Raw genomic sequence first — 22,017 nt, forward strand, 5'->3', positions numbered from 1 at the left:
AGCGTCAAATCGAGTTCATCTGGTATCTCACTTATAAGAAGGAATAGCACCCTTGTTTTTTGTTCAAAAAAAAGTGGTGAACCGCCGATCTGTTACATACAGTTGAAATAGTACATATTCGATTTTATTGTATTTTTTCTAGAAAGGTGGTCGCGGTCAGATGGTCATCTCAAGTTTGCATGATTTTCTGAAGGTATTCGGCTTGCCGATTTCTATGAGCCTAATTGGTGGTCTAATTGGTCATTTCGTCAAAAATGGCATAATCGAATTACCGAAACTTGTCATAGAATATGATGAGGAAGAAATTATATTATCAACAAATTGGTTTGTTAGGAGCTTCCAACGCGTGTACTACTTTTTGATCTTTCTTATAGGACTTCGATATAAACGAAATGCGAAGAAGAAAATTTTTATTGACCTCGGTTTTCTTGGAGATCTTCTAATTGCAATTGGAACGGGGATTGTTGCAAAAACGGCTCTATCCATGGCGAAGACTGACGATGATTTTGCTGTAATCAGCAGCTCCTTATTGGCTGGATATGCAGGCTTATCCTATTTGAAAGGAAAGCAGAACATCGATCTTGCGAATAGTGTCCCAGAAGAAATAGTTGAGTCAAATCCAAAAGCACCGCTGCCATAGCGTGGAATTCTTTAGCCGAGGTGCGTATAATATCGAAACTATATGGGGAGGGGAGATTATATGGCCAAAATAACGGTCAAAGTGACCGCTGAAGAAATGCAGGAGCTGAAAATGCTTGCCGAAATTGTAAAAAATCCTCAGCTTGCTATGTCAGAGCGCCGAATTGCCAAGACACAGTATGAGAGCATTATTAATTATGCTAAGAAATTAAATCGCGGCATTATCTCCTCGGTATAATGAAATTATATGATTATTCACGCTACTCTACATAGAGTAGTTTTTTTGTATAACTGACAACTAATATTGCTTAAATGTGGCGTTTTAAAAGGCACGGAACTCAAATTCCATGTCTTTTTTCTTGTTTAAGGAACCTGCTTTCAAAAAAATAACAAACGGCGGAGAGCTATGGATTTCTAATCCATAGCTTAAATCCTAAACTTATATTGGATGAAAAAGGATGATATGAGTCAGAATTTATATACGTGGTGAGGTTATATTAGGTCATGGGGAAAAAATAATAATAACGGAGGTTTAACATTGAAAAAACTTGTATCCGTAGTTCTTTCCACATGTCTATTCCTAAGTATTGCATCAGCAGTATCTGCTGCACCTACTGAACACGAGAAAAAAATGCACGCTAAAAGCGCGCATGAAATGAAAGCGCACGAGAAGAAAGCCCATGAGAAAAAAATGCACGCTAAAAGCGCACATGAAAAGAAGCTTCACGCCAAAAGCGTACATGAAAAGAAGCTCCACGCTAAAATCGCAAAAGATAAAAAGAAATTAAAAGCTCTTGAAGAAACTCCTAAAATGCCAAAAACAGGCTTTGGCGGAGCAAGTAATTAAAGAAGGAGAGGGGAAACCCTCTTCTCTTTTCTAATAATATGATGAATAAAAATGTGTTACTACTTTTGGTGATGTCTGTCGTTCTTTTATGCAGCGGATGTAATGATAAAGAACAAATTATACAGAGTAGACAAGTGCCACAGCAGAAGATACTAAACACGCCAACTCCAGTTCATCGTGTTCCAGATCAACGTGTTCCAGAAAAACATGAACCTAGTCAAATTAAAAAAAATGTATTCACGCCAGTAAAAATAATAATTCCATCAATTAATATTGATGCTGTAGTTGAACCGGTTGGAATATTGAAAAACGGTCAAATGGGTGTTCCTGGTAATACGAAGCGAGTGGGAATATTAATTCCAGGCACAAAAGCTGGAGATATCGGAAATGTTGTGATGGCGGGGCATGTAGATAATCATACTGGCTCTGCAGTATTTTATCATTTAAAAAAAATGAAGGTTGGAAATCAAGTTATTGTAATGGATAAAAAGGGACAGAAATTGGTCTATATCGTAGAAAATATTGAATCATACCCAACATCGGATGCGCCGTTAAAGAAAATATTTGGAAAGTCGGATGAAGCGCATTTGAATCTAATTACTTGTTCTGGGAATTTTAATAAGGAAAAAAGGGAATATGAGCAAAGATTAGTTGTGTTCACACATTTATCATCTATATAATTTCCTCCGTGCAGTATTTCATTGTTCTGCACGGAGGGGATTTTGAATGATAATTTAAACGGGAAGCGAAATGACATTTCTAGGATAGCTGAAATTATCTCGAAAGCAGGATGTTTCGTTATCATATATGGATTGCGATAGACGATGGGATATTTCAAAAATCGGGAGCTTTGGATTGACATGAATGGCTGATCCATAAAAAGAGCAGCTCTCGAAGTTGAAATCCAAGCTTGTAATAATAATGACGCAATCGGTAAAGGTACAACCTACAAAACTAAATCCATCAAATGTAATGGTTTCATTCGTGAAGTGCTGGTTAATAATTTGTTCCATTTTTTCACTCCTATTCATTGTTGAAGGACACTGGAAAACTATCTTATCAAATAAGCTTTGCAGTGTTTGTCACAACTTGAATTAGGAACTGATTATTTATCGACAAACAATTCTTCTATAGATCACTATTATGGCAATTCAATCGTTACTTCTCGCTTACTAGCCGACGAACGCAGCACGCCATCGATAATCGCTTGGTTGTATAGTATTTCTGCACCCGGAATAGGAGCAGGACGCTTGTCGCGAATAGCTGCTACAAAGTCCATCACTTTCTCGTCAAACAAGTTTTTTCCGTGCTGAATGACTGGAATAATAGATTCCACATGCTGATTAACAACGTCATTATAAAGTGTCATGCTGCCTACGCTGCCATCCCATACGCCGCTCCACGGTCCAGTGCCGGCAGGAGTAACTTTCAAGCCTCCATCCGTTCCTAAAAACATAGTCGCGCCAAGAGTATCCATATGCATCGCCCAGCTTATTTTGTAGTTTAAGACAATGTCGCCTTCCAGCCGTATCATGGCTACCCCAAAGTCTTCGACGTCAAAGTTCGAAGCATCACTGAAGTATTTAGGATTAGTTCCGAAATGATTGGACGTATAAGCCGATACAGTGAGCGGCTTAGGGTTTCCAAGCGCGTGCAGCGCCATATCAAGTGAGTAGCAGCCGATATCGGCCATGGCACCTGCTCCTGCAAGCTCCTTGCGGACAAAAGTACCGCCGGGGATGCCTCTGCGTCTTCCGCCACCCGTCTCCACGAAATATACTTTGCCAAGCTTACCTGAATCCACAATATTTTTAATTAATTTCATATTGGGGTCATATCTCGGCTGAAAGCCGACGGACAGCATTTTGCCGCTGATTTGAGCTGCTTCGACCATTTCAATGGATTGCTGGAACGTAACGGACATTGGCTTCTCAACTAGTACATGCTTGCCGGCATTTAGAGCGTTGACAGCCGTCTCATGATGGGCAAAGTTTGGTGTACAAATGCTTACGCCGTCAATGTCCAGCTCCAACAACTGCTTATGATCCTCAAATGCTTTGGCATTTGGAAGCTGTTCTTGATTAATAAAGTCGAGCGCTTTTCCAGGAATGCTATCTGCAATCGCAACGATTTCAACATTTGGCATTTTTTTATAAGCGGAAACATGAGCTCTTGCGATTCCTCCGCTTCCAATTATTCCAATTTTTATCATGTTAGTCATTAAGATAACCCCTTTGCATATTGATAGTTTTAATGTAGCACAGGGCAAAGAAGCTTGAAATACTGGAAAAAGGACAATTGACTATAATATTATGACATAATCAGCGCAAAAATTAAGCTATAAACTATGAATTTGTCGATAAACAGTCGGAGTCATGCCTTCGTGCTCCATAAACCGCTTATTAAAATAACTTACACTTGGATAACCGACATCCGCTGCAATTTGACCAATATTGGCTTCCTTGCGCTCGAGCAGCCATTGCTTAGCCATTTGCAAACGACAGCGTGTGATGAAATCCATAGGAGTCATTTCCATAACACTGCGAAATAATTTGCAGAAATAGTAAGTACTAACGCCTGCACGCTTAGCCCACTGCTCTAAAATAAAGGGCTGTGCTGCTTCTTGCTGCATGATAGGAAGCAATTCCATAATGCGGTTGCCGGAAGTAATGGATTTACTGGTTGATAATGGAATAGCCTGCTCGATAAATATGGCTAGCAATGCATAGGTAAGCGTAGATAATTTTGTTGGATGCAGCATGCGGTGCGTCTCTGTTTCCACCAGAAGCTCTTCATGCGCGTTTTCCCAGTCAGCAGTCTGACGAAGTGTCCAGAGCTGGCTCTTATGAAGTCCTCTTTCAATCATATAATCTTGCAAGCCATTGCCATAGAAATGAAACCAACGTACGTTCCAAGGATCATCCTCACTGCTGTAATAATGCTGTCGTTGCAATGGAAAGTATAGTACAGCGTCCCCGGTCTCTAAGGTATGAACTTCACCGTCATATTCGACGTACCCTTTGCCAGAAGTCACATAATGAATGTTAAAATTGTTTAATGAGCCGGCCGTTCTCAACACGGCATGATTAGGTTGGTTTTGGTAAAAGCCAACGGATTCCGGGAAGCAGAATAACGGTGTATGCGGCAAAGTTACAAGTACGCTTTGTCTTTGCAAGATTGATCACCTCGGATGACAATATTGTTTCAATTAACTACAAAATAATATTATTTTAATTTTATTGTTAAACTCTTATAATCGCAATATAGTCATAAAATAAATTTCGAGGTGATTATAGCATGACAGCAAAAAAGTTAAAATGGGGCATCCTTGGCTGTGCGAGTATAGCAAGAGGTGCCGTGATTCCCGGAGTACATCTTTCTGAATTAAATGAAGTAGCAGCCATCGCAAGCCGAGATATTGAAAAAGCCAAAAAAACGGCTGATGAGCTCAACATTCCTGTAGCATATGGAAGCTATGAAGCTATATTAGAGGATGATTCCATAGACGTCGTCTATATTCCGCTCCCAAATCATTTACATAGAGAGTGGACGATTCGTGCCGCTGAAGCTGGAAAGCATATTTTATGCGAGAAGCCGCTTGCTTTAACAGCGAAAGAAGCCTCAGAGATGGAAGATGCATGTGCGAAAGCAGGAGTACTGTTGCAAGAAGCATTTATGTACCGCCATCATCCGCGTTATCAAATGATAAAAGATGTCATAGCTTCAGGTGAAATTGGTGAGCTCCGCGGCATACGCAGCGCTTTCACTTTCAATAATGCAGGCCATAAAGAAAATGTCAGATACCGTAAGGATTGGGGCGGTGGCTCTATTTACGATGTCGGCTGTTATCCAATTAATGTAGCTCGTCTATTGTTAGACAAAGAGCCTGAGGCAGTTACGGTTCAAGCTTTGTTCTCGCCGGAGCATGATGATGTCGATATGATGGCAACAGGCTTAATCGAGTTTGAGAACTCGATTTCACTTTCCTTTGATTGCGGGATGTGGGCAGCTTACCGGAACCCATTAGAGGTGCTTGGAACAGGCGGAATTATTGAAGTGCCTTCCGCATTTGTTTGTTCTCCTGACAGCGGTAACTTCTTCGTGCACGCAAATGAGAGTAGAGAAGTTGAGGTTCCACATGTAAACCAATATACGGAGCAAGCTGATTATTTAGCAAGAGCAATCATACAAGGAACGCCGCTGACATTTGGTGCTTCGGATGGCGTGAAAAATATGAAAGTAATTGATGCATGTCTACTCTCTGCGCGCGAACACAGTAGAATTGTTCTATAAATTAAATCGAGGAGGCTGTTTCTATGGAATATATTCAAATAAAAGGTTTGGATAAACCAGTATCACGATTAATGAAAGGCTCGGATTATTTTTTTCATGATAGTTATGAGAAGGCCGCGACAAATTTAGATGCTTTCATTGCTATTGGCGGCAATTCGATAGACTCCGCTTATATATATTGCGGCGGGCAAAGTGAAGAGGTTATTGGACGTTATATGAAGGAACGCGGCAATAGAGAGCAAATGGTCATTTTGACAAAAGGTGCTCACCATAATCATAATGGACCGCGTGTTAACGCAGAGGCGATTAGAGAGGAGCTTGCAGTAAGCTTGGAGCGGTTGCAGACAGATTATATTGATCTATACGCACTGCATCGCGATGATCCAAACACTGCAGTCAGCGTCATTATTGATGCACTCAATGAGCATGTGGAATCCGGTGCTGTTAGAGCGATAGGTGTGTCCAACTGGAGCTGGCAGAGGATTCAAGCGGCGAATGAATACGCGGAAGCGAATGGACTTGTCGGCTTCACGTTCAGCAGTCCTAACTTAAGCTTGGCTAAGCCGAATGAGCCATTCTGGGAAGGTTGTGTGTCTGCTGATGAAGAGACCTGTGCTTGGCATGAGGAGAGTCAGCTACCACTGCTTTCATGGTCTTCACAGGCTAGAGGGTTTTTCACAGGAAGATTTACACCTGAAATTCGTGATAATGCTGATCTTGTCCGCGTATTCTATAATGATGCGAACTGGGAGCGGCTTGAGAGAGCGCGTCAGCTCGCTGCCACGAAGCAAGTAAGCGCGATACAAATCGCCCTTGCTTATGTAATAAATCAGCCGTTCCCTACTTGTGCTATAATCGGTGCTCAGAGCATTGAGGAGCTTAGATCATGCGATGAAGGATCACTTATTCAATTGACGAAAGAAGAACGTGAATGGCTGGACTTAACCTCTGAAAAGGTAGTTTAAAAATAACGAAAGAAAAGGTCTTGGTACTCTACAAAAGTAGAGAATCAAGACCTTTTCGTTTACTGCAAAAATACAAGTATTGCATATAAGCCAGGTACGCGAGGGAAAGTTCACCCACAAGCGCTTTTGTGTCCTCTGCCTTATATGCTAAGCCTCAGTAGTTTCATTTTTTACATAATGACCGAATGAGGAGTACAAGTGCCCCTCAATTTAGTCAATGAGCAAAAAACCTCAAAATGGCTACTTGAACGATCTGCTACCTGCTTAAGCTAAACGTGAAAGTGGATATGAGACGCTGCGATCGGTTATATTAGCAAAGGAGTACATAGGATTGAATTGACTATATTTAATATATTATGTATCATTACTTACGTAAAGTAACTGCCCAATCAATTGAGATAAACATTACTTATAATACTAGTGATGATAGAGAGATTTTCTTAAGGAGGAGTAATGGATGAGTAAAAGCGACCAAGCAGATAAAAGAAACGAAGTTGAATTTGAATTTGGCATATATACACTTGGCGATCTTTCAACCAATTATCAAACCGGACAAGCAATGGGTGCTAGCCAGCGTATGCAGGAGGTTATTGATGCGGCGAAGCTCGCTGATGAGGCAGGTCTAGACATTTTCGGAGTGGGGGAGCATCATCGGCTCGATTTTGCTATTTCGTCACCGCCAGTTGTATTAGCAGCTATCGCGGGAGTAACGAAACGAATCCGATTGACTAGTGCGACGACAGTGCTCGGAACTTCAGATCCGGTAAGGGTATTTCAGGATTTCGCTACCTTGGATTTGCTGTCTGATGGACGCGCGGAAATTATCGCTGGACGAGGAGCGTATTTGGAATCCTTTCCGTTGTTTGGATACGAATTATCTGATTATAAACAACTATTCGCTGAGAAGATTAACCTGCTGCAGCAGCTAAATGATAACGAACGGATGACATGGAGTGGTCAATTCCGTTCAACATTAACAGATGCTGAGATTGCGCCGCGTCCGGTGCAGCGGCAATTACCTATTTGGGTTGGTGTTGGTGGAACGATAGAAAGCGCGGAGCTTGCGGGGGCCATGGGAGCTGGAATGACGCTCGCTATTCTGGGGGGTGATCCGCAGCGCTTCAAGCCGCTTGTCGACGCCTATAAAAATGCGGGAGCAGCGGCAGGACACAAGAAAGAGCATCTTAAGGTAGCTATTACTAGCCATGGCTATATTGCGGATACATCTCAACAAGCACGAAATGAGTACTTCCCGTATTACGCGCATTATGTTTCGGAATTCATGGGGGGAAAGGAACGCGGAGCACCATTGACGCGAAATCAATTTGAACAGCTGGCAGCTTCTAATACAGCGTTGGCAGTTGGAAGCTCGCAGGAGATTATTGAGAAAATTCTCGCCCAACATGAGCATTTCGGTCATAACCGTTATATGGCCCAATTTGATATTGGCGGAGTTCCCTTCTCCAAGGTGGCTGCATCAATTGAAAGGTTGGCTGTGGATGTAGCTCCCGTTGTACGCCGCGAGTTGAATAAGAAGGCACGAGTGACTGCAGGTTCATAAACGAAACATGTAAAAGTTAGCTACAGACAAGTGTAAAGGCTGTCGCCGTCCTCTTCGGCAAAAGCATTCGTTTCGCAAAGATTGATAAGTTCATTTATACGTATGAATCTATAAAATTGTTATATATGGAAAGAGTCATGGTTGGGGAGGATTAACACGGTTCCCTGACACATGGCTTTTTTTATATGTGTAAATAGAGCAATGCAAATCTATAAATACGTAGCCTATTGGTCTGTGAAGGTGGTACAATAATTAACAATTCGCATCTAGAGTTCAAAGCTGCATCAGGGAAACAGCAGTACAAACTACATAGAGGATAGGTGAATTACAAATGAGTAATCAGCAAAAAACGATTTTGTTCCAGGGCGATTCTATTACAGATGGCGGTCGCGGAAGGAATGATGGACCCAATTACAACCTTGGACACAGCTACGCTTGTCTTATCGCGAGTAAGCTTGGGAATCAATTAGCCGAGAGTACTCCGCAAATCATCAATAGAGGGATAAGCGGCGACCGAGTCTCCGACCTCTATGCGCGTTGGAATGAAGACGCTATCAGTTTGAAGCCAGACTTGATCAGTATTCTTATTGGAGTTAATGATGCTTGGAGATTTATGAGTAATTTGCCGTCTGGCGCTACGGATCGTTTTGAACGAGCTTATAGAAATTTGCTGCAAGAAACAAAGGAAGTTTTACCAGATGCAAAACTCGTATTATGCGAGCCATTCATATTAGAAACAGGTGCTACTGTAGAGAGATGGGAAGAATGGCGGTTCCAGCTTGATAAATATAGTCGTATCGTTCAACAATTGACGAAAGAATACGATGCGGTATTCGTTCCACTGCAGGGTGCATTCAACCGTTCACTGGAGCGTGCCGAAGCGAGCTATTGGCTATGGGATGGCGTTCATCCGACACCTGCTGGACATGATCTGATCGCTGGGGAATGGCTTGCAGCTGTAGAGAAAAGCAAAATTCTAATTTAGATGGAAGGATGATGAGCATGATTGTCTACGAGAGAGAGGATACATTTGTACTGATCGCGCAGCATGATCATGCCCGGATATCTGGCGATCTTATTTCAGCTTGGAGCAGCAGCTTATTTGCTGGAAATGAACGATTGGAAGAGTTAATCTATGCAGCATATGAGCATGACAGCAGTTGGATCGAGCTTGATCGATTGCCCTTGTGGAATGATGCCGCGAACTGTCCGTTCTCATTTCGTAATTTTCCCGGAAATATTCGGTTTTTCTTTTACTCGAAGGGTCTGGATAAAGTTCAGGAAACGAGCGAATATGCTGCGCTGCTTGGAAGCATCTTGTATACAACGCTTGCAGAAAAATTTAGAAATGAAGATACAATACCTTTCGTGAATCGTGAGTTTGCAAGACAGAGTGAGATTATAGAGCGATTGAATGTGAATGTGAAGCTGCTGCAAAAGCATGTTAAGGCACTTCTACTTTGTGACGAGCTATCCTTATTCGTATGTATGGAGCGGCCAGGAACCCCAAGAAGTCAATATGAATGGTTCACTAACGGATTTCCTTTCTGGTTTGGTCAAAGTGAGCAATCAGCTTTAATTGCAGACTGGAAGGATACCAGGACGATTGAATTAGATCCGTTTCCATTCGTGCGGAGCATCGAAACGACGTTGTTCTATAAAGAAGTGAAAAAGTCTGATATAGCGAGTTTTGGTATTGCGGCAGCGTACCAGAGAGAAGAGCGACGTGAATGCCAGCTGCTGTTTCAAGCGAAAAGTATTTAGTATTTCAAATTAATGCTGCAACGCAAAGACACCGTCCTAAAAGCACAGCTTGCTGTGTTAGGATGGTGTCTTTTCTAATCTATTTGTACTTAGGAGTTTGATTTGAATAACGTCGCGATAGAGCCGCCTTCGGTAATGATCTTAATTGCATTAGCCAGCAAAGGGGACATCGGCAAAATGACAAATTTATCGGAATGCTCTTTATTGAGCGCAATTGTATCCGTAATGACAACCTCGCGAATATTTGGATGGTCCAGCTTCTCGACCGCATTTTCCGAGAACAATCCATGCGTTGCACATATGTAAGCGTCATACGCGCCTTTTTTCTTAAGCGCCTCTACGACATTTACAATGGTACTGCCTGTGTCGATTAAATCCTCAATAATGATCGGTGTCATGTCCTTGACATCACCGATAATATGAGTGATTTCGGATTGGTTGTGAGCAGGGCGGTTTTTGATCATAATCGCGAATGGACAATTCAATCGACCCGCTAATTTTTCTGCGGTAGTAGCGCGGCCGGCATCGGGGGATACTACGACCGGGTTCTTAATATTTTTTGCACGTAAGTAATCGATGATTAAATCGAGCGCGGTCAGATGATCAACCGGAATATCGAAAAAACCTTGTATCGGATCGGCGTGCAAATCTACGGTAATAATACGATTCGCTCCAACAGTTGTTAGAACATCAGCGACAAGCTTAGCTGAAATCGGTTCCCGCGGCGCCGATTTTCTTTCTTGACGAGCATAGCCGTAGTAGGGCATAACAATGTTTACTGTTCTGGCTGATGCGCGTTTAGCAGCATCGATCATAATGAGCAGCTCTATTAGATGTTCGTTGACGGGGTGAGATAACGCCTGAACAATAAAAACGTCGCATGTTCGAATTGACTCTTGATAGGATACATGGATTTCACCGCTCTGATGTCTTGAAATTGCAGCATCCCCTAGTGGAACATCCAGCTCTTTGCATAGCTGTTCCGCTAACGATCTGTTCGATGAACCTGAAAATACTTTAATCTTTTGCATTTGTTCCTCCTGACGAAACAGTATTCTACAACCCATCATATCAAACTGAGCATATAAGGACAAATGAACAGAGCAAATAAATTAGTCAAGTCATTTAATCTTATTTTTATCTAGTCGTTTGAAAGTGTATAATGTCTCCATATGGGGAGGGGTAGCATGTCCCGAGAGATACGTACTAATGAGCTGTCAGCGTTAAAGGAAATAGCCGAAATGCTGAATAGCACGAACAATATGGACCAGATGTTAAACGATGTTCTAGTCAAGCTGCTCCAGGTGACGGACTTTACAACAGGCTGGATTTTTATAATTGACGATGATGGAGAAAATACATGCGCTGCCACACAAAATCTGCCACCTGCATTAAGCGCTAATAATCAGGCTATCATGTGCGGTTCTCTGTGCTGGTGCGTTGAAAGTTATAAGCAAAATAAATTGCATAAAGCCGTTAATATTGTTGAATGCTCAAGAATTACATACGCGCTCACTCAGCATAGCAATTCGGATACTGAGGGTGTATCGCATCACGCGACAGTTTCACTCCAAGCTGGAAAGGATCAATTTGGGCTGCTAAACGTAGCGCAAGCAGGGAAAACCCATTTTTCCGAGGAGGAACTGGCTTTGCTCCAAGCCGTCGCTTATCAGATCGGAACGACAATTAAGCGAATACGTCTCTATCAAGCGCAGGAGCAGAATGCGATTCATTATGCGAAGCTAGGTGATGTCATTCAACAAATAAACGCGATTCAGCATATTAACCGATTGCCTCTCAAAGCAGTGAAATATATCGGAGACGCATTCCATTGGCCGCATGTGTCATTGTTTATATATGAACAGCAGCAGCTGTCACTTCGTGCTCATTACACGAATAACAATGTCAAAAAAGAGTGGCAGCTGCTCGATATCGATCAAGCAGGGCTCGTAAGTACCGCATTCCGTGAAAACAAGCTAGTCATGATTTCGGATAGTTGCAAGGTGCAATCCCCTTCGATATTGTCAATCGGCATTCCGCCCTTCGAGTCTGCGGTTGCTATTCCGCTTAGAATTAGAAGTCGTCCGATCGGGGTTTTATTTATTAGCAGCCCTGTGAGAAAGCAGTTTGATGAATATAATGAAGATTTCATGTATTCTCTCGGCGATCATTTTACGTTAAGCATTGAAAATTTAAGAGTTTACGAGCAGCGGCAAGAGCTTGCACGAATGGAAGAACGTAATCGCATGGCGCGAGACTTGCATGATTCTGTTATTCAGAAGGTGTTTTCATTGTCTTTTCTGGCGAAAGGGGCAGAGACGATGCTGGCCGGTAAGGAGCTGACCGTCGAGCGTTCGCTTCAGGAAATTCAGCAATTGTCACAGGATGCGTTGAAGGAGATGCGCACGCTTATTTGGCAGCTTCGCCCGGCAGGCTTAGAGCATGGATTGTTAACAGCGCTAAAGAAATATGGACATAGTATGGACTTAATTGTAAATGAACATGCAGAAGGGGTTAAAGAGCTGCCTCGCGCTATAGAGGAGGCTTTCTGGCGAATTGGACAAGAAGCCTTAAATAATGTGAAGAAGCATGCCGGTACGAAAGCCGTTCACATACATTTAGTAAAAGCAGACACGTATGCATGCTTGGAAATTACCGATAAAGGTAATGGGTTTTCTGTTGAGAAGCGTAGAGGGAAGCTAACTATGGGTATGCTCTCTATGCGGGAGCGAGCTGAAACGCTCGGTGGTGAATTGCTAATCAAAGGTGGAAAAGGGAAGCCGACGATTGTAAAGGCAACGATACCTTACGAGCAAGACCCAGAAATGTGTAAAGAGGAAGAGGAATAGCAGTGGCGATAAAAATATTATTAGTGGATGATCACCAAATCGTGTTAAAAGGTCTCTCGTTCTTTCTAAGCATGCAGCCAGACTTTGAACTGGTCGGCGAGGCTCACGATGGGCGGGAAGCTGTAGAAAAAGCGGCTGAGCTGCACCCCGATATTATACTGATGGATTTAAATATGCCCAATATGGATGGGATCGAAGCTAGCCGAATCATAGCCGAGCAAAACCCAGAGATCAAGATATTGGTGCTGACGAGCTTCTCCGATCGGAGTCATATTATTCCGGCTTTACAAACTGGCGCGATTGGCTACATGCTAAAGGATGTCGAACCGGATCAGTTAGCTGAAGCCATTCGCAGCGCCTATAAAGGGAATATTCAGCTTCATCGAGACATTGCAACAGCTCTATTTTCGCATTTGGCACCTGTGTCAGAGGTGGAGGTTGAGGGAGTTCATACGAGCGAGGGATCATTAGCTGATCTGACACCGAGGGAGCTGGAGGTTCTTCAGTTAATAACAAAGGGGATGAGCAACAAAGCTATCGCTCTTTCATTAACGGTTGCGGAGAAAACGGTGAAAACGCATGTAAGCAGCATTTTGAGTAAATTAAATGTGGTCGACCGTACACAAGCGGCTTTATATGCGGTTCAGGCTTTGAAAATGAATTGAATAAATTGACTAAGACGATAGTCGTAAGACTAGCCTCCGTCCAAGGAGTTATTATTTAGTCTGTTTTTCAGTCTATATACCGATGCTCTCTCATTGATAACTTTATATAATAAAGAAGCTTACTAAAAGTGAAGTATACATCATGGAGGGAAAAAATAATGAGTACTGTATTATTTGTTAAAGCGAATGATAGAGGAGAGCAAGCAGTTAGTGTAAAACTATATCAAGCTTTTCTTGACAGCTACAAAAAAAGTCATCCTGAGGATACAATTACGGAGCTAGATTTGTTCCAAGAGGAACTTCCTTATATGAATGCGAACATGATTAACGGTAAGTTTAAAGCAGCTAAAGGCTATGATCTAACAGCTGAAGAGCAAGCGGCAGCTGATGTAGCAGGCAAATATATCGATCAATTCCTAGCTGCAGACAAAGTTGTATTTGGCTTCCCGCTTTGGAACCTAACAATTCCGGCTGTACTGCATACCTATATCGACTATATTTACGAAGCAGGAAAAACTTTTAAGTATACACCTGAGGGTCCGGTCGGTCTAATTCCTGATAAAAAAGTAGCACTTCTCAACGCTCGCGGCGGTATTTATTCAGAAGGTCCAGCTGCTGGAGCAGAAATGTCATACAATTATATCAAAAACATTATGAGCTTCTTCGGAGTAACACAATTCGAGAGCATCATCGTCGAAGGTCACAATCAGCTTCCGGATCAAGCGGAAACTCTTATTGCAACAGGTGTTCAACAAGCTGAAAAAGCGGCTGTTGGTTTCTAAATAAATGATATAGCTTTTTAATAAAGGAAGAGGCAGCCCATAATCTGTGGGCTGCCTCTTTCTGTCGACTTCAAGTAATTGATAAAAATTAATCGTTGACTTTTGAAGCTGAAAAATGGTTTTATTATATAGACCGATCGTTATAATTTTGAGGTGAGCAAATGTCAGAAAAGCAAAAATCTCGTCAAGCTATACTGGAGACTGCATCCAAGCTTTTTTTCACACAGGGCTATCATGCTACCGGGCTAAGTCAAATTATTAAAGAGAGTGATTGTCCCAAGGGATCCTTGTATTATTATTTTCCGCAAGGCAAAGAGGAGCTTGCACTAGAGTGCATCGCTAGTGTTAAAGATTTCGTTGTCGAGAAATGGATAAGTAAATTTAATCAATTTGATGATCCTGCCGATGCGGTACAGTCCTTTACTCAGGATTTGGCTGATGATGTGGAAAGATCTGACTATCAGGGCTTTATGCCGCATAGCTTTTGGCTGGCGGTTGAGACGTCATCAATAAGTGAAAAGCTCAGAAAGGCAGGCCAGGATGTATTTTATGCTTGGCAAGCGGTCATATCGGAACGATTGCTGCAAACAGGGATGGAAGCTAATCGTGCGATGGAGATAGGTAATGTGATTGTGTCACTGCTTGAAGGAGCGCTAATACTTGCTCAGACGCATAAGGACAAGCAGCCGCTAGTAACCGCATCAAAGTGTATGCCTTATTTAATTAATAAGTGTCCTACTCTTTGAGAAGTTATGAATAGATAAAGACATCAGGAGAGTGGAGATTTTGCAAGCAGCTATGCAGGGATCGCAAGTAAAAGAAGGACAGAAGTATAAAGTAATGCCGATAATGATTTCATTGCTAATAAGCGGTTTCATCGGATTGTTCAGTGAAACGGCGTTAAATGTAGCATTAAGTGATTTGATTGAAATATTTAATATTACAGCACCAACTGTGCAATGGTTAACTACTGGATATTTGTTGACGCTTGGTATTCTAGTACCAATTTCGGGATTATTATTGCAATGGTTTACTACTAGGCAGTTGTTTATAACCTCGCTTATTTTTTCCGTGATCGGAACGTTAGTAGCCGCGTTGGCGCCAAGTTTTGAAGTGCTTTTGGCAGCCCGTATTATTCAAGCAGTTGGTACTGCGCTTTTACTGCCTCTTATGTTCAATACCATTCTCATTATTTTCCCAGCGGAGAAACGCGGAGCTGCGATGGGCATTATTGGACTCGTTATAATGGTGGCACCAGCGATTGGACCGACAATGGCCGGACTTCTTATTGAAAACCTCAGCTGGCATTGGATTTTTTGGCTGTCACTGCCTTTCTTAGTTACTGCTTTATTATTCGGTGCTGTCTATATGCAAAATGTATCAACGATTACAAAGCCGAAAATTGATCTTTTCTCCATTTTATTTTCAACTCTGGGCTTTGGCGGAATCGTATTTGCATTTAGCAGTGCTGGTGAAAGTGAAGGCGGCTGGGGGAGCAGTAAGGTTGTGCTATCCATGATTATTGGTCTATTGGCACTCCTTATTTTTGCTATTCGTCAATTGAAAATGAAACAGCCGATGATGAATCTGCGTGCTTTCAAATACCCGATGTTTGTCGTTGGAACATTGATGGTGTTTATTTGTATGATGGTTATCCTGTCATCGATGCTTGTGTTACCGATGTATCTGATTAAGGGGCTTGGTTTATCCTCTCTTACAGCAGGCTTGATCATGCTTCCCGGTGGTTTGATAAATGGCATTTTGTCTCCTGTCATGGGTGGACTATTCGATAAATATGGTCCAAAATGGCTTGTTATTCCTGGACTCATTATTGTAGCTGCCGTACTTTGGTTTTTCTCAGGAATTACAACGGCATCGACAATCGCATTAATTATTGTATTGCACTCGTGCCTAATGATAGGTATATCAATGGTTTGGATGCCTTCTCAAACGAATGGTCTCAATCAATTGCCGCGTGAGCTTTATCCAGACGGTACAGCTATTATGAATACATTGCAGCAGGTAGCCGGTGCCATTGGTACGGCAGTTGCTGTAAGTATTATGACTGCGGGTACGACCAGCTATATGAAAGGCGTAGCCAATCCGGTTGATCCAGCTAATGCTCCGCTTGCTTTGACAGCAGGTATTCAGAACGCTTTTATATTTGCAATGGTTGTTGCAATAGTTGGTCTGATTGTCGCTTTCTTTATCAAGCGAGTTAACGTTAAATAATGGTACAATAGAAGAAAAGCTTGAGGGGACGGAAGCGGGAGCGTTGAAAGGAATACGTCCCGCAATGGCTGATGGGCGACATTGAACCAATACTATATAAGCAATGCTCTTACTGTAAGGAAAGTAAGGCTGTTTCCGATTTTTTACGTCGAACAGGGCGGAGATCGAGTCCAGGCGCACGTCGTGGGGCGTGCAGGGATTGCCGGAAGAAGAAAATGATTACCGGTGTTAATGAGACACAGGCGGTGGCTTTGGAACCAAAGGCTTCACGTGGACGAGCCTCAGTAATGGTGAAGAAGCAGCAACAACTCACAACGTCAACTGCTCAAATGCCCGATGATTCCGTATATTTGAGGACGACACGTCAAGGTATGATTTGGATGCGAGGGCGTACGGACAAGGGAAGAAGATGGCATCAAGAGATCGAATTGGAGCTGGCGGTTACGCTTGTGAAGGAACGGGCAGCAGTCCTTGTTAACCGCCATACCATCCGCCGTTTGTTTAGTAACAAGGATTTCAGACAGTATATATTGGATCGGGATAATCATACTTGTTATTTTTGCGGCGAGCCTGGCGATACGATAGATCATATGCTTCCGCGAGCGAAGGGCGGACATACGACTCCAATCAATTGTGTTTGTGCTTGCAATGCATGCAATCAATCAAAGGCAGATAAGGATTTAAATACGTTTATGAATAGATAATAAAAAACGCTTGTGACCATTATTTCGGTCATCAAGCGTTTTTTTTGTTATTAAAGATTAACGTAGATTTGGAATATCTACTTCGGGGTTGACGTCAGCCTCGTAGTCGATTCCATCTGTTTCAAAGCCGAACAGCTGGAAGAATTCGCGGCGGTAGCCTTCAAGATCAGATAAATTATAAACATTATCTGTAGAAAGCTCAGTCCAAACCTTGGCAACCTCAGCTTGAATTTCTGGTCTCATCTCCCAATCGTCTACACGAATAAGACCCTTCTCGTCAACTGCAGCATTACCTGCGCCATATAGACGTTCGGAGAACAAACGGTACATTTGCTCGATACAGCCCTCGTGAATGCCCTTTTCTTTCATGACCTTATATAGAGCGGAGATATAGAGAGGAACGACCGGAATAGCTGAGCTTGATTGTGTAACTAGCGCTTTATTAACTGACACGAATGCTCGTCCACCGTGAGCGCCTAGCTGTTCATTCAGACGGTGTGCCGTTGCTTCGAGATCGTTTTTCGCCGCGCCGATTGTACCTTCACGGTATACAGCATGGGTTATTTCCGGGCCGATATAGGAATAAGCGACAGCTGTCGCGCCTTTAGCCAGCACGCCGGCTTTCTCCAGCTCATCCATCCACATTTGCCAATCTTCGCCGCCCATAACAGCAATAGTCTGACGAAGCTCGTCTTCCGTTGCGGGCTCAATTGTAGCTTGTGAAACTTCGCCGCTATGGAAGTTAACCGTTTTGTTAGTGTAGGTTCCGCCTAGTGGTTTGATGACAGAAGAGAATGTCTCTCCGGTCTTAGGGTGCGTACGACGCGGCGAAGCCACGCTGTAAACGACAAGATCTATCGTTCCAAGCTCTGCGCGAATCAGATCAATTGTCTTAGCCTTAATTTCATCAGAAAACGCGTCGCCTACGATGCTGTATGATTTACGCCCAGCTTCTGCTGCTGCCTTTTCAAATGCCGCTGAATTGTACCAGCCGGCAGATGCTGTACGAGCACCTTCAGCCGCTTTGTCAAAGTATACGCCAATTGTATTAGCGCCTGCAGCGAAGGAAGAGACGATTCGTGAAGCTAATCCGTAGCCGGTAGAAGCCCCGATGACAAGAACGTTGCGAGGTCCTTCGATTGCCGGTTTGCCATTTACGTAATCGATTTGACGTTGTACTTGCAGTGCGCAGCCTTCTGGATGCGCCGTTGTACAAATAAAGCCACGAGTCTTTGGTTGAATAATCATATTGGAATATTCCTTTCTTTAGTGGAATTCATCATTCATAGTATGTAGCGGACTAACTCTATTACATTTTACCGATTTTCATTCATAAAGGGAAGGTACAGCTATAAAAAACAGACATTTTATTAAAAAATACAAAAAGCGCCGAGACAGTTGAGTAACTGCCTCGGCGCTTATTATGAAGGATTAACGACGTCCTGCGAATTGCTGTTCAGCAATTTGAACCAATCTGCGAGTAATGGAGCCGCCAATGGACCCCATATCACGTGTAGTCATATTACCGTAGTAACCGTCTTGCGGAAGTTGAATGCCCAGCTCTTGAGCGATCTCGAATTTTAATTGCTCTAATGCTGCGCGAGCTTGTGGTACAAGAAGTTGATTTCTTCGGTTTGCCATCTTTTCTCATCCTCCTTCTTGACCCTATTATGTCAAATTACGTTTTGGTTTATTCGCTAATTCCACCTAAATTTACCGAAGTTTTTTTTACTCTTTGCATGCTAGAATGGTTAGACGGAAGTGGGCGGTCAAATGTTTATGAAACCAATGCAAATGATGAGGCATAACAAGCCTTTTAATGATGAACGGTATATATACGAACCAATTATAGATGGACATCGGCTGTTGTTATCTTTTATTAGTAACCGGGCTCGTTTATATACGAAACATAATAATGATGTAACTCGGCAATATCCGGAATTGCTCAGGATACCCGTTAAGCAGTCTGTTGATGTGATTTTCGATGGTGAGGTCGCATACTTGAATCCGATCACAGGGAAAATGGAATTTAAAACATTGATTGAACGATTTAGAATGAAGAAGGAACCTAAGATTCGTGAAGGTGCAGCTCAATTGCCTGTACGTTACTATGTTTTTGATATTCTTTATTATGATGGAATAGATTTGCGCCAGAGACCGTTAATTGAGCGCAAGCAGCTGCTGGATGAGGTTATAGACACAAATCCTTTTTTTCATAAAATGCCATTCATTGAGGAAGAAGGGTATTCCTTATTCAAGCTCATAAAAAAACTGCGTCTCGAAGGTGTCGCATGTAAACGAAAGGATAGTCTCTACACAGAGGGACGAAGTGAGCATTGGTTGAAGGTCGCTAATGAGGATTACAGGAATGATCGACCAGGGTATTGTGGCTAACATGGTGGTCAGCATTAAGGTTTAAGCAGCAACAGGGACTCCTACGGCTGACCCCTTATTTGCTATGTCCGCTAACTTATTTGAAAAGTCCGTACCTTATTTGCTATTTGAAGATAGTTTCAGTATTTGAAATTAAATGAGGCCGCAAATGGGTTAGCAGCGATTTAGTGTCAAGGGATGAACCTAATTACTAGGTTAACTCGATTCGGATCTGCTTTGGGGTGGATTAGGTGCAATATCTGAAACTAAATCATCTCTATCTCGATTATGACTCTCATTAGTTTCACTATGTAGAACTAATTTGTATTGGCTTCAAGCCGGATGATGAATAAGTACTTTCATGGTGATATTTATCGTAACGCCAAACAAAGGGAGAGTCATAACGAATGCTAGGTAATCATTTGCGGTTTCAGATACGTTATACTGATTAATTATCAAGCATGCGGTAAGAAAAAAAAGAAGCAGCTTTCGTATATACGAGAGCTGCTTCTTTACTCTTACCTATCGGTGTAATGAGCTTACATCACAAATGATGGTAGTGTAGCCGTTTAAGCTTGATTCACTTATTTAGTGACTCGACGAGCCGTTACGTATTTACTTTTCCAGTAGCTGGAATTCATACTCGTAATACTGACACCTTTGCTGCTCGAGCTATGAATGATCTGGTTATTTCCCGCATAAACCGCTACGTGACTAATAGATTTACCGTTTGTATTGTAGAACACTAAATCACCCGTGCTTAAAGATCCCTTGTCAACCTTCTTGCCTACTGTAGCTTGCGCTGAGGAAGTGCGAGGAAGATTTACATCAATCGCTTTAAATATATATTGTGTGAATGAAGAACAATCAAAAGCGTATGTAACGCCTGCTGGTGCACCGAACTTATATGGCGTACCTAAAAAGGTTTTGCCTGTGGATATTAGACTTAAGGTTTGTGGTGTTGCTGCGTGCGCTTGCTCTGCTGATGGTCCAAATGTGAATGCCGACAATACGATCGCGCTACATATGCCTGCTTTGGCAATTGATTTCATTAGGTTAGTTTTTCTCATGCTGTCAGGATGTCCCTCCGCGTTTCGTTTTATAAATATGACTATAACATACTTATAAAACAGCTATTTTCGCGTATGAGAACGAAAAGTACAGTATGACAGGGGAAATAAGCATTTATGAGAAAAAAATGAAAAAATATTAATGTATTTGGGCTTGCATTGCCAATTACGGCATATTTACCCCTCTAATAGCTACGAGCAGTGTATACCATTGCTCTCTTGTCAGCATTTCGGATTGCCGTACAGCATCCTTGCAAGCGATAATACGCTCTGGATTTACGGTGCCGATCACAGGCTGAATGCGGGCAGGATGCTTCATTAACCAACCTAGCACAATAGCTTCTGGAGTCGTTTCATTTTCCTCCGCATATCGCTTCACAAGAGCTGCCGTTTTGATTTCAGCTTCACTAGCATTTGCGGATAGTTTACCGGAAAATCTGCCTTGGGCGAGCGGCCCCCATGCCTGAATCTGAATGTTTTCCATTTGCATGAACTCCATAAGTCCTTCGGCAAAGTTATCAGTAAGACCAGCCTTCTGATTCACATGTATGCCTTGATTAACCCAGTCGTGACGTAGCAGACTCATCTCGAGCTGATTAACGACAATCGGATCCGGCAAAGAACGCTGCAGGAAGCGGATTTGTCCCTGGCTCATGTTAGATACGCCGAAATTACGTACTTTACCTGAAAGCTTCAGCTTTGTGAATGCTTCTGCAACTTCATCTGGCTCCATTAAAGGATCAGGACGGTGCAGCAATAGCACGTCCAAATATTCCGTTCCAAGACGGTTAAGAATACCGTCCACCGAGTTTAAAATATGTTCCTTAGAAAAATCAAACCGACCTGGAATATCACCTTCTGCAAATCGAATGCCGCATTTGGACTGAATAATGATTTGCTCACGCAGCTTAGGCTGATTTTTTAGGACTTGACCAAATACGGATTCTGCTTTCCCTGCCGTATAAATGTCCGCGTGATCGTACATAGTAATTCCAATTGATAGTGCTGCCTCAACGGCGCTCTCCGCTTGATGAACATGTTCCTTAGTATAGTTGACACTGCGATCCCAGCTTCCGCCGAGACCCATGCAGCCAAGTGCTAAACGGCTGTTTGATATTCCGCGACGCTCAAGTGGCATTGTTCTCATGATTAACCCTCCGTGAATGTTTAACTTCTTCTGACGGATACTATTATACCTCTCTATTGCTTTTCATATAAGCACTGAAAAAAAGTTCACTAACTACCCTTGAGGGGAATTCTACTATCTTTTTCG

The 22,017-nt window shown here is 42.5% G+C and carries 24 protein-coding genes; 16 read left to right on the forward strand and 8 right to left on the reverse strand.

Annotated elements, in window-relative coordinates:
• Window positions 1-160 precede the first annotated feature (160 nt).
• The 4 genes from AC0YN7_RS07555 (at window position 161) to AC0YN7_RS07570 (ending at window position 2,166) form a co-directional block, all read left to right on the forward strand.
• Window positions 161-640 (forward strand): hypothetical protein, encoded by a 480-nt coding sequence (locus AC0YN7_RS07555; protein WP_475809344.1) that lies wholly within the window; start codon window positions 161-163, stop codon window positions 638-640.
• A 60-nt stretch (window positions 641-700) separates the two neighbouring features.
• Complete coding sequence (locus tag AC0YN7_RS07560) at window positions 701-877, forward strand: hypothetical protein (protein WP_475809345.1); 177 nt, start codon at window positions 701-703, stop codon at window positions 875-877.
• A 300-nt stretch (window positions 878-1,177) separates the two neighbouring features.
• Window positions 1,178-1,486 (forward strand): hypothetical protein, encoded by a 309-nt coding sequence (locus AC0YN7_RS07565; protein WP_475809346.1) that lies wholly within the window; start codon window positions 1,178-1,180, stop codon window positions 1,484-1,486.
• 134 nt (window positions 1,487-1,620) lie between these two features.
• Window positions 1,621-2,166: a class F sortase gene (locus AC0YN7_RS07570; protein WP_475809347.1), complete on the forward strand. Its 546-nt coding sequence runs from the start codon at window positions 1,621-1,623 to the stop codon at window positions 2,164-2,166.
• 54 nt (window positions 2,167-2,220) lie between these two features.
• Here the strand turns inward: AC0YN7_RS07570 and AC0YN7_RS07575 are convergent, their stop codons facing one another.
• The 3 genes from AC0YN7_RS07575 to AC0YN7_RS07585 all read right to left on the reverse strand — a co-directional run bounded on the left by AC0YN7_RS07575 (window position 2,221) and on the right by AC0YN7_RS07585 (window position 4,661).
• Complete coding sequence (locus tag AC0YN7_RS07575; protein ID WP_475809348.1) at window positions 2,221-2,499, reverse strand: hypothetical protein; 279 nt, start codon at window positions 2,497-2,499, stop codon at window positions 2,221-2,223.
• 128 nt (window positions 2,500-2,627) lie between these two features.
• Entirely contained in the window at window positions 2,628-3,707 is a 1,080-nt protein-coding gene (locus AC0YN7_RS07580) for a Gfo/Idh/MocA family protein (RefSeq protein WP_475809349.1), read from the reverse strand.
• Window positions 3,708-3,824: 117 nt separating this feature from the next.
• Window positions 3,825-4,661, reverse strand: a complete 837-nt coding sequence (locus tag AC0YN7_RS07585; protein WP_475809350.1) for a helix-turn-helix transcriptional regulator — start codon at window positions 4,659-4,661, stop codon at window positions 3,825-3,827.
• A 122-nt stretch (window positions 4,662-4,783) separates the two neighbouring features.
• On the opposite strand from AC0YN7_RS07585, the gene AC0YN7_RS07590 reads away from it, so the two are divergent.
• From AC0YN7_RS07590 to AC0YN7_RS07610, 5 genes are all read left to right on the forward strand, one after another.
• Window positions 4,784-5,779 (forward strand): Gfo/Idh/MocA family protein, encoded by a 996-nt coding sequence (locus AC0YN7_RS07590; RefSeq protein ID WP_475809351.1) that lies wholly within the window; start codon window positions 4,784-4,786, stop codon window positions 5,777-5,779.
• A gap of 23 nt (window positions 5,780-5,802) precedes the next feature.
• Window positions 5,803-6,744 carry an aldo/keto reductase gene (locus tag AC0YN7_RS07595; protein ID WP_475809352.1) on the forward strand — a complete coding sequence of 314 codons (942 nt, stop codon included), beginning with the start codon at window positions 5,803-5,805 and terminating at the stop codon, window positions 6,742-6,744.
• 457 nt (window positions 6,745-7,201) lie between these two features.
• Window positions 7,202-8,305: an LLM class flavin-dependent oxidoreductase gene (locus AC0YN7_RS07600; protein WP_475809353.1), complete on the forward strand. Its 1,104-nt coding sequence runs from the start codon at window positions 7,202-7,204 to the stop codon at window positions 8,303-8,305.
• Window positions 8,306-8,636: 331 nt separating this feature from the next.
• Entirely contained in the window at window positions 8,637-9,290 is a 654-nt protein-coding gene (locus AC0YN7_RS07605) for an SGNH/GDSL hydrolase family protein (protein ID WP_475809354.1), read from the forward strand.
• 17 nt (window positions 9,291-9,307) lie between these two features.
• Window positions 9,308-10,069 (forward strand): DUF3891 family protein, encoded by a 762-nt coding sequence (locus AC0YN7_RS07610; protein WP_475809355.1) that lies wholly within the window; start codon window positions 9,308-9,310, stop codon window positions 10,067-10,069.
• A gap of 89 nt (window positions 10,070-10,158) precedes the next feature.
• Here the strand turns inward: AC0YN7_RS07610 and AC0YN7_RS07615 are convergent, their stop codons facing one another.
• Window positions 10,159-11,100: a ribose-phosphate diphosphokinase gene (locus AC0YN7_RS07615; protein ID WP_475809356.1), complete on the reverse strand. Its 942-nt coding sequence runs from the start codon at window positions 11,098-11,100 to the stop codon at window positions 10,159-10,161.
• 156 nt (window positions 11,101-11,256) lie between these two features.
• On the opposite strand from AC0YN7_RS07615, the gene AC0YN7_RS07620 reads away from it, so the two are divergent.
• The 6 genes from AC0YN7_RS07620 (at window position 11,257) to AC0YN7_RS07645 (ending at window position 17,301) form a co-directional block, all read left to right on the forward strand.
• On the forward strand, window positions 11,257-12,918 hold the full coding sequence (locus tag AC0YN7_RS07620) for a GAF domain-containing sensor histidine kinase (protein WP_475809357.1): 1,662 nt from the start codon (window positions 11,257-11,259) through the stop codon (window positions 12,916-12,918).
• Between the two features lie 2 nt (window positions 12,919-12,920).
• Window positions 12,921-13,583 carry a response regulator gene (locus AC0YN7_RS07625; protein WP_475809358.1) on the forward strand — a complete coding sequence of 221 codons (663 nt, stop codon included), beginning with the start codon at window positions 12,921-12,923 and terminating at the stop codon, window positions 13,581-13,583.
• Between the two features lie 158 nt (window positions 13,584-13,741).
• The gene (locus AC0YN7_RS07630; RefSeq protein WP_475809359.1) at window positions 13,742-14,365 is read left to right on the forward strand and encodes an FMN-dependent NADH-azoreductase; all 624 of its coding nucleotides are present in this window, start codon (window positions 13,742-13,744) and stop codon (window positions 14,363-14,365) included.
• A 161-nt stretch (window positions 14,366-14,526) separates the two neighbouring features.
• Window positions 14,527-15,111, forward strand: a complete 585-nt coding sequence (locus AC0YN7_RS07635) for a TetR/AcrR family transcriptional regulator (RefSeq protein ID WP_475809360.1) — start codon at window positions 14,527-14,529, stop codon at window positions 15,109-15,111.
• A 52-nt stretch (window positions 15,112-15,163) separates the two neighbouring features.
• Window positions 15,164-16,597, forward strand: coding sequence for a lincomycin efflux MFS transporter Lmr(B) (lmr(B), locus tag AC0YN7_RS07640; protein WP_475809505.1), 1,434 nt, complete (start codon window positions 15,164-15,166; stop codon window positions 16,595-16,597).
• A 71-nt stretch (window positions 16,598-16,668) separates the two neighbouring features.
• Window positions 16,669-17,301 carry an HNH endonuclease gene (locus tag AC0YN7_RS07645; RefSeq protein WP_475809361.1) on the forward strand — a complete coding sequence of 211 codons (633 nt, stop codon included), beginning with the start codon at window positions 16,669-16,671 and terminating at the stop codon, window positions 17,299-17,301.
• 57 nt (window positions 17,302-17,358) lie between these two features.
• Here AC0YN7_RS07645 and fabV read toward each other — a convergent pair whose 3' ends face one another.
• Both fabV and AC0YN7_RS07655 read right to left on the reverse strand, forming a co-directional pair.
• Entirely contained in the window at window positions 17,359-18,549 is a 1,191-nt protein-coding gene (fabV, locus tag AC0YN7_RS07650; protein ID WP_475809362.1) for an enoyl-ACP reductase FabV, read from the reverse strand.
• 183 nt (window positions 18,550-18,732) lie between these two features.
• Entirely contained in the window at window positions 18,733-18,942 is a 210-nt protein-coding gene (locus tag AC0YN7_RS07655; protein WP_475809363.1) for a small, acid-soluble spore protein, alpha/beta type, read from the reverse strand.
• Between the two features lie 138 nt (window positions 18,943-19,080).
• Here AC0YN7_RS07655 and AC0YN7_RS07660 point away from each other — a divergent pair, with 138 nt between their 5' ends.
• Entirely contained in the window at window positions 19,081-19,695 is a 615-nt protein-coding gene (locus AC0YN7_RS07660) for an ATP-dependent DNA ligase (protein ID WP_475809364.1), read from the forward strand.
• A gap of 563 nt (window positions 19,696-20,258) precedes the next feature.
• On the opposite strand, the gene AC0YN7_RS07665 is transcribed toward AC0YN7_RS07660, so the two are convergent.
• Together AC0YN7_RS07665 and AC0YN7_RS07670 are read right to left on the reverse strand one after the other, a co-directional pair.
• Complete coding sequence (locus AC0YN7_RS07665) at window positions 20,259-20,744, reverse strand: C40 family peptidase (protein WP_475809365.1); 486 nt, start codon at window positions 20,742-20,744, stop codon at window positions 20,259-20,261.
• Between the two features lie 166 nt (window positions 20,745-20,910).
• Complete coding sequence (locus tag AC0YN7_RS07670) at window positions 20,911-21,891, reverse strand: aldo/keto reductase (protein ID WP_475809366.1); 981 nt, start codon at window positions 21,889-21,891, stop codon at window positions 20,911-20,913.
• Window positions 21,892-22,017: the final 126 nt, after the last annotated feature.

This window comes from Paenibacillus sp. J31R122, from assembly GCF_056269185.1.

Excerpts from the sequence above, each read along its gene's own strand:
- AC0YN7_RS07555 (WP_475809344.1), top strand. The coding sequence starts at position 161 with ATGGTCATCTCAAGTTTGCATGATTTTCTGAAGGTATTCGGCTTGCCG.
- AC0YN7_RS07560 (WP_475809345.1), top strand. The coding sequence starts at position 701 with ATGGCCAAAATAACGGTCAAAGTGACCGCTGAAGAAATGCAGGAGCTG.
- AC0YN7_RS07575 (WP_475809348.1), bottom strand. The coding sequence starts at position 2,499 with ATGGAACAAATTATTAACCAGCACTTCACGAATGAAACCATTACATTT.
- AC0YN7_RS07580 (WP_475809349.1), bottom strand. The coding sequence starts at position 3,707 with ATGACTAACATGATAAAAATTGGAATAATTGGAAGCGGAGGAATCGCA.
- AC0YN7_RS07590 (WP_475809351.1), top strand. The coding sequence starts at position 4,784 with ATGACAGCAAAAAAGTTAAAATGGGGCATCCTTGGCTGTGCGAGTATA.
- AC0YN7_RS07595 (WP_475809352.1), top strand. The coding sequence starts at position 5,803 with ATGGAATATATTCAAATAAAAGGTTTGGATAAACCAGTATCACGATTA.
- AC0YN7_RS07600 (WP_475809353.1), top strand. The coding sequence starts at position 7,202 with ATGAGTAAAAGCGACCAAGCAGATAAAAGAAACGAAGTTGAATTTGAA.
- AC0YN7_RS07605 (WP_475809354.1), top strand. The coding sequence starts at position 8,637 with ATGAGTAATCAGCAAAAAACGATTTTGTTCCAGGGCGATTCTATTACA.
- AC0YN7_RS07610 (WP_475809355.1), top strand. The coding sequence starts at position 9,308 with ATGATTGTCTACGAGAGAGAGGATACATTTGTACTGATCGCGCAGCAT.
- AC0YN7_RS07615 (WP_475809356.1), bottom strand. The coding sequence starts at position 11,100 with ATGCAAAAGATTAAAGTATTTTCAGGTTCATCGAACAGATCGTTAGCG.
- AC0YN7_RS07620 (WP_475809357.1), top strand. The coding sequence starts at position 11,257 with ATGTCCCGAGAGATACGTACTAATGAGCTGTCAGCGTTAAAGGAAATA.
- AC0YN7_RS07630 (WP_475809359.1), top strand. The coding sequence starts at position 13,742 with ATGAGTACTGTATTATTTGTTAAAGCGAATGATAGAGGAGAGCAAGCA.
- AC0YN7_RS07635 (WP_475809360.1), top strand. The coding sequence starts at position 14,527 with ATGTCAGAAAAGCAAAAATCTCGTCAAGCTATACTGGAGACTGCATCC.
- AC0YN7_RS07645 (WP_475809361.1), top strand. The coding sequence starts at position 16,669 with ATGGGCGACATTGAACCAATACTATATAAGCAATGCTCTTACTGTAAG.
- fabV (WP_475809362.1), bottom strand. The coding sequence starts at position 18,549 with ATGATTATTCAACCAAAGACTCGTGGCTTTATTTGTACAACGGCGCAT.
- AC0YN7_RS07655 (WP_475809363.1), bottom strand. The coding sequence starts at position 18,942 with ATGGCAAACCGAAGAAATCAACTTCTTGTACCACAAGCTCGCGCAGCA.
- AC0YN7_RS07660 (WP_475809364.1), top strand. The coding sequence starts at position 19,081 with ATGAAACCAATGCAAATGATGAGGCATAACAAGCCTTTTAATGATGAA.
- AC0YN7_RS07665 (WP_475809365.1), bottom strand. The coding sequence starts at position 20,744 with ATGAGAAAAACTAACCTAATGAAATCAATTGCCAAAGCAGGCATATGT.
- AC0YN7_RS07670 (WP_475809366.1), bottom strand. The coding sequence starts at position 21,891 with ATGAGAACAATGCCACTTGAGCGTCGCGGAATATCAAACAGCCGTTTA.